Genomic DNA, 6,271 nt, shown 5'->3' with positions numbered 1-6,271 from the left:
ATCTGGCCCCCGCAACCAACCTTCCGTTATTTCCCTCTTTCTGTATTACCCCCTCCTTATATTTCCCTGTGTGTCCAGCCGTTCGTCACATCAGTGCATCATGACGCTTGATATTGATTTTCAAGTGTAAATCTGGTCGTCTTCGCGTTTTGTTGGGTATCATCAGTGATATCTCTTCATGGACGAGGGCCTTGCCCAATGATGCAAAATTTCACTTATCTCCCCCCTCAAATCGATATTCATGATGCCACCCTGAGTCAGGCCATGACCAACGGGCTCTCGGCCAACTTGTTGCTGATCGCGGAAGAGTTGCGTGATCCTGTCCTTGCCATGCCCGAATTCGCCCCCGTGGCGACCCAGATAGCACTGGGCCAGAAGGCTCCCTACAGCCTGGTGCAGCATAACAGCCTGCAACTGGTGGTCTTCATGGGCAGCCATCCTGTACGTGATCACGCCCTCTACAAGCAGGCCAGATCCTGGGTAGTCCCCTTGGCTGGCCTCAAGATCGAGCGGATGGGGGTGCACCTTGAAGGGTTTGACGAAGGAGACAGGGCGCTGCTGGCCGAGCTGGCACTGGCTTGTCTGCTGGCGGCGAACGTGCCTATGCCCAGTCACAAGCACTGTGTCGAGGACGAGTGGCGCTATCAGCAGATTGCGGTGTCACCGCGCTGTGTGCTGGATCTGGCGCGGATCTACGCCGAAGCCGAAGGCAACGGCATGGCGCGGCATCTGGCGGTGTCGCCGGCCTCCGATCTCACCGCACGCAGCTATCGGGAGTGGGTACGCCAGTTGGCTCAGGTCGAAGGGTGGCAGTGGTTCGAGTACGATCAGGCCCAGTTGGCTGAGCGGGGCGCCGGCGCTTTCATCGCAGTGGCAAGAGGTTCAGAAGACAACCAGGCCGCCATGGTCAAGCTCAGCTACTGCCCGCCCAATCCGGTGCGCCGGGTGGCACTGGTGGGCAAGGGGATCTGCCACGACTCGGGTGGCTACAACCTCAAGGTCGCCGGCAGCATGTATGGCATGCACCTGGACATGGGCGGCAGTGCCGTGGCGCTGGGTGCTCTCTATGCGATCAGCCGGGCCAGTCTGCCCTATGAGGTGCACTGCTGGCTCGCCATCGCAGAGAACCACATAGGCCCGCTGGCTTACCGGCCGGGGGAGGTGGTAACCGCGCTCAACGGCACCACCATAGAGGTGGTGGATACCGATGCCGAAGGGCGCATGGTGCTGGCGGATACCCTCTGTATGGCGGTACAGGACAATCCGGATCTGCTGATCGATTACGCCACTCTGACCGGTGCCTGCAAACGGGCGCTGGGCAGCCGCTACAGCGGTGCCTTTACCAACCGGCCCCAGTGGCTCTGTGACTTGATAAGTCTTGGCCAGCGCAGCGGCGAGCGGATCTGGCCCTTCCCGCTTGATGAAGACTACGACGACAACCTCGATAGCGAGTGGGCCGATCTGCTACAGTGTGCGCCGGGCGCGTCGCCGGATCACATCGATGCCGCCCGTTTTCTCAACCGCTTTGTGCCCCAGCAGACCCCCTGGTTGCACCTTGATTTGAGCGGTTTTCGCAGCAAGGGGGGCAATGGCGTGGTCAGCAGTGAAGTGACCGGATTCGGGGTCAGGTTGACGCTGGACTTGCTGGGCAGCCCGTTGGGCCGCCGCCATGAACTCGATGAACAAGAAAATTAAGGAATAACGTGAAAGTACCAAGTTATGACTGGGTGTTGTTCGATCTGGACGAAACACTGCTCGATTTCCCGGTCGCCCAGGCCCTGGAGCAGACCCTGCAGATCTACGGTGTGGCGCCCACACCCCCCAAGATGGCGGAGTATCACGCGCTCAACCACCGGCTGTGGCAACAGTACAATTCGGGCGAAATTGATGCAGCGCACCTGCAGCAGACCCGTTTCTCCCTGTTCGCCGAGCAGGTGGACGTGGCGCCCATGGCGATGAACGACACCTTCTTGCAGCAGATCATTACCCTGAGCGTGCCCCTTGAAGGGGTCGTCGAGACACTGGAGGCCCTCAAGGGCCAGGTTAGGATGGGGATCATTACCAACGGCTTCAGCCTGCCGCAGCGTGGTCGCCTCAGCAAACTGGGCTGGAGCGAGTGGTTCGAGCCGCTGGTCATTTCTGACGAAGTGCAGGTGACCAAGCCGGCCGCCGCCATTTTCCAGCATACCCTTGCCTTGATGGGGCTGCCGAGCCCCGCGCGGGTGTTGATGGTGGGGGACAACCCCAAGACCGACATCGCCGGTGCGGCGGCCCAGGGGCTGGCCACCTGCTGGTACAATCCGGCACGTCAAGACACCGAGTGCGATGCGACCCACGAGATCCACCACTTCGCCCATCTCTCCACCATAGTGCTGGGGCAGTAAGCACCAGGGCAGCAAGCGGATCGCCAGACACACAAAAGGCAGCCATCAAGGCTGCCTTTTGTGATCTTGAGGGGATCAGGTACCGAGGCGGCTGAGCAGCCAGGACTCGAGCAGGGCAACCCCGTGTTCCAGCACGGCTTCGTCGAAGTCGAACTCCGGATGGTGGTGAGGCGCGGGGGACTTGAAGGTGTTTTTTAACGAGGAATCTAATAACCACACGGGTTAGATTGAAATACAGTGGTTAAAAACGTGGGATAAATGATGGGGCAGCGGGCATGGGAATTAGATAAACCCATCAGGGGAATTGGGGTCGAAAAAACTGAATTTCGTTTAAATGCGAGGAGGTGCGGTGTTTATGAGAACTCCAATTTTCTCCCATCCTCCCCCGCTGGGTGTTTATCGTTGATTTATCAGGGTGTCGATATGTCCCTTCACACGATTGGGCGTCTGCTTGTACCATCTTGAACTGACAAGCTCACGGGCAGCCTGATCATAATCACCCTCGGCAAGTGCCGCATTGAATCGCCTGAATGTTCGCGCCGTATCTTCGCCCAATTGGAATACCATCTCGATTAGAAGGTTTTGAATCCTTGGTGACACCTTGTGGAACATAGGGCCATGAATTGCTATGGCACCGCGCTTAGCCTGTTCGATATCCATCATCAGGAATTCCTCGGCCTTATCCTCGGTGATTCGTGTATATGACTCGTTGGGTTTAATCAGATGACCATATCCGATAGTCCAATAACCCAATGAATCTTTATATCTGAGGAACATTCCATTATCGAAGGTGCCGATATGCCGCTGGTATTCCTTGGTTCCCTCACCACTTTTAATGTTCTCAGTGAGGGACATAATGCGAACCCCCAAACATACGAACGGTTATATAGACCGTATAGGCAAGGGGTGTACTCATACCCGCCTCGATTAGGGAATCACGCAATAGGGCATCGGCAGACTGACGGGTGATACACTTCTGTGATCCAACCGTGTATAGATAGTCATGTACGAGGTACTGATCTAGGTATTCGGTCGGTGATGTGATCGCCCATAGGGCACGTGGTATCGTTCCACCATCGGTTTTAAAACCTGCGGGTACGGTGTACTCAATACCGTTCACGGTGAATGTATGTGGCTCCAATAGTTCGAATAGCATTGGTGCCAATGTTTTATATTTAAGCATTTGAGATTTATCCTCTGTTGGATTTAAACCCACATCGGAATCAGATTTTTATTCGTTCGGTACTCAGATTTTTATTGGGTTGTATCCGAGGAAAAATATCGATTGGATGTCAGCTCTATAGGTGACACATGGGTGAGGTTTAAAATGGGTGTTGATGACGAGGGAGATTTAATTTCGTTTGTTGTGGTGATTTGGATTTAAGATGTGACCGGTGATGTTGTTGGTTATGGAAGTGGGTGAATGAGGAACTAACGGGGTATTTATCGAGGTGTACAGGCGGGGATTGATGCGGGTTGTTGGGGAGGTGATAGGGACGAAATGAAATACAGGTGGTGTGTTCGATGGTGAGCGGGCCGGTGATTGTCGAGGTGATACACATGAGCAAGGCGGGCGTGTGATGCGTGATGCGCGTTAGGGGAGGGGTCGAGTCGTATCACCAATGAGAATTGATCGCGGGGTATTTCAAATCTAGGTCACATATTTAAAATACTTTTTTAATCGGTACTGGAGTTTTAAACTGGATTGGGAATCATATGGATGAAAATATCTAATTCCAAATCCCATGGGTGAAAAAAACTAATCCAACAAGGGCATATTCTTTTTAGCCAGGACTAAATCAGGTTCCACACGGGGATCTGAAATGGTACTCTATTCGATATGATAATGGAGGTTTTATGTCAGAGATTATTATTGATGGTCAAATATTCTCAAGTGATGAACTGGCATCATTAGAAAAGCAACAGCAACTCGATATATTAAAACGTTGGTTCAATGATTATCATGAGTATATCCCACGAAATGATCATTATAGATATCAATCGCAAATACATTATCAAGTTGACCCCATTGTTGAATTAAATGAGGTTTTTGATGATGTTGTGAATTATGAAGTACTTGAACAAGTGGCCGATGAGATAGAACATCATGGTGCTGGCATTTGGGTATCAACAATGGATAATCGATTGTATTGGACTAGTGATGTTGATGAGGCTGATTCATACGCGATATTTCAGACAAGCATCGATAGAATTATTGAAATGAAAAACAATGCTCACCTGCTAGGTGGTCAAGATTTTCAACAACACCTATTTCAGATTCTGTATGCCAATATATTCACCTCCTTTGAGGCGTATATGGTTCGAGCTTTCATCAATAAACTATTTGAATCGAATGATAGCCTTCACCAGTTCATCGAAAAGCAGAAAGAATTTCCACTTGAAAACCCAAAGTTGTTAGACCTTTTAAAAGGGCAGGAACACATTGATCATCTCATTAAAGCTCGAACAGATAAACTCAAGGACGATTTAGTTAAAGCCTCATGGCATGACTTGGGCAAGGTTTCAACTAGGTTTAATTGTCTGGGTATCGATATTAAACTTGCTTCGAGTGGGCTTTATCCAGTGATACAAAAGCGCAATGATATAGTTCACCGAAATGGTCGCACGGCTGATGATGAACCCTTGACCATTAGTGAAAATGATATTGGTGAAGCCATCGTCACAATTGTGATACTCGCCGATAAAATCAGGGGTCATGAAAAAGGGTCAAAGAATTCAATTTGAGGGGTGAATAATGTCCAGTATTGAAATTGATGGCCGCTATGTGTTCATGGATGAGATAGCGGATATGGATAGGAATGATCAGCTTGATAGGATGGATGTTTGGTTAAATGAGAATTATACATATGTGGAGAGCACTAGCCCTCTAATGTCTCTGATGAACTCAGAAAAAATATCATTGTTTGATGTGTTGAAGGATGCCTTTCACCCATGGATACATGAAGATGTGATTCGTGAGCTTGCCGAAGAATTAGAATATCATAATTCTGGTATATGGGTTTCCTTTGGTGATCCATTTGAACCGTGGGATATGAAGGTACCAAAAAATCCATACGAGCAATTCATAGAAAGTATGGATAGAATTGATGAGTTGGTTGAATCACAGCAGACATTCCGCTCACATTCGATTCAACAGCACTTTAGAGGGTTAATTCATTCAAGTGTCTATACAACCCTTGAAACATTCACCGTTGAAATATTCTTAAAACGGGTATTCAGTTCTGATAGTGTCATGGGTCGGTATCTCGCAAAACAGAAACACTATGCTCCACCTAAGTTTGACATTCATGACTTATTAAATGGTGATGGTCACATCGTATGTTGTATTGATGGGGTCAAACGAGATCTCATGTCATCGATACTTAAATTGTCATGGCACAAGATTGAAGAGGTGTTTAATCGATTTATGATGGTCGATATCAAGTTCGAGTTCGATTTATCGAAAATGGATTCGATAGCTGGTACCCGTCATGACATCGTTCATCGAAATGGGGTGAACGGCGAAGGGATCCCGACCTATATCAGTGGGGATGAACTAAATAACTGATCCTAATAGTGCTACACCTTCGCTGTGCCATAGCCATTCCCGGGGAAAGGAGACACGGTATCCATGAAGTATTTCACTCGAGCCAGCAGGTTGGCCATCCCTCTGCATTGATGATTGCGCGTGATGGTTTCATGTAACTTGTGCCACAGCCGTTCGATGTGATTAACCCAAGGACTGTAAACTGGCTGGAATACCAGGCAGAACTTGGGGTTCTTCTTCAACCATCGCTCGGTCTGTTTGCTTTTGTGAATGATGTAGTTATCGAGGATCAGCGTGATGGTTTTGGCTCGTCGGTAGTGGTGGCGCAGCTTTTCCAGCA

Annotated in this window: 8 protein-coding genes; 4 read left to right on the top strand and 4 right to left on the bottom strand. The window is 49.8% G+C overall.

The features are described from left to right. Window positions 1-198: 198 nt before the first annotated feature. The gene (locus AXW79_RS00790) at window positions 199-1,695 is read left to right on the top strand and encodes a M17 family metallopeptidase (protein ID WP_005311105.1); all 1,497 of its coding nucleotides are present in this window, start codon (window positions 199-201) and stop codon (window positions 1,693-1,695) included. An 8-nt stretch (window positions 1,696-1,703) separates the two neighbouring features. Further along, window positions 1,704-2,384 (top strand): pyrimidine 5'-nucleotidase, encoded by a 681-nt coding sequence (gene yjjG, locus AXW79_RS00785; RefSeq protein ID WP_005311107.1) that lies wholly within the window; start codon window positions 1,704-1,706, stop codon window positions 2,382-2,384. 75 nt (window positions 2,385-2,459) lie between these two features. On the opposite strand, the gene AXW79_RS22630 is transcribed toward yjjG, so the two are convergent. From AXW79_RS22630 to AXW79_RS21910, 3 genes are all read right to left on the bottom strand, one after another. Then, window positions 2,460-2,603: a hypothetical protein gene (locus tag AXW79_RS22630; RefSeq protein WP_155268755.1), complete on the bottom strand. Its 144-nt coding sequence runs from the start codon at window positions 2,601-2,603 to the stop codon at window positions 2,460-2,462. Window positions 2,604-2,780: 177 nt separating this feature from the next. Next, window positions 2,781-3,239, bottom strand: a complete 459-nt coding sequence (locus AXW79_RS00780; RefSeq protein ID WP_005311111.1) for a glycoside hydrolase family protein — start codon at window positions 3,237-3,239, stop codon at window positions 2,781-2,783. Next, entirely contained in the window at window positions 3,226-3,540 is a 315-nt protein-coding gene (locus AXW79_RS21910; RefSeq protein ID WP_225854431.1) for a DUF1353 domain-containing protein, read from the bottom strand. The genes AXW79_RS00780 and AXW79_RS21910 overlap by 14 nt, the downstream gene beginning before the upstream one ends. Before the next feature lie 701 nt (window positions 3,541-4,241). Between AXW79_RS21910 and AXW79_RS00775 the strand changes: the two genes are divergently transcribed. Together AXW79_RS00775 and AXW79_RS00770 are read left to right on the top strand one after the other, a co-directional pair. Continuing rightward, window positions 4,242-5,129, top strand: a complete 888-nt coding sequence (locus tag AXW79_RS00775; protein ID WP_005311115.1) for a HEPN domain-containing protein — start codon at window positions 4,242-4,244, stop codon at window positions 5,127-5,129. Window positions 5,130-5,139: 10 nt separating this feature from the next. Beyond that, a complete protein-coding gene (locus AXW79_RS00770) occupies window positions 5,140-5,952 on the top strand; it encodes a hypothetical protein (RefSeq protein ID WP_011898771.1) in 813 nt (270 codons plus the stop codon). An 11-nt stretch (window positions 5,953-5,963) separates the two neighbouring features. Here the strand turns inward: AXW79_RS00770 and AXW79_RS00765 are convergent. After that, on the bottom strand, window positions 5,964-6,271 hold a 308-nt coding region (locus AXW79_RS00765; protein ID WP_211271106.1), incomplete at its 5' end, for a transposase.

Origin of the sequence: Aeromonas salmonicida subsp. salmonicida (assembly GCF_001643305.1) — a bacterium.
Lineage (GTDB): Bacteria > Pseudomonadota > Gammaproteobacteria > Enterobacterales > Aeromonadaceae > Aeromonas > Aeromonas salmonicida.
Note: the sequence above shows the minus strand (reverse complement) of the source record. Positions and strands in the feature narration are given on the sequence as shown.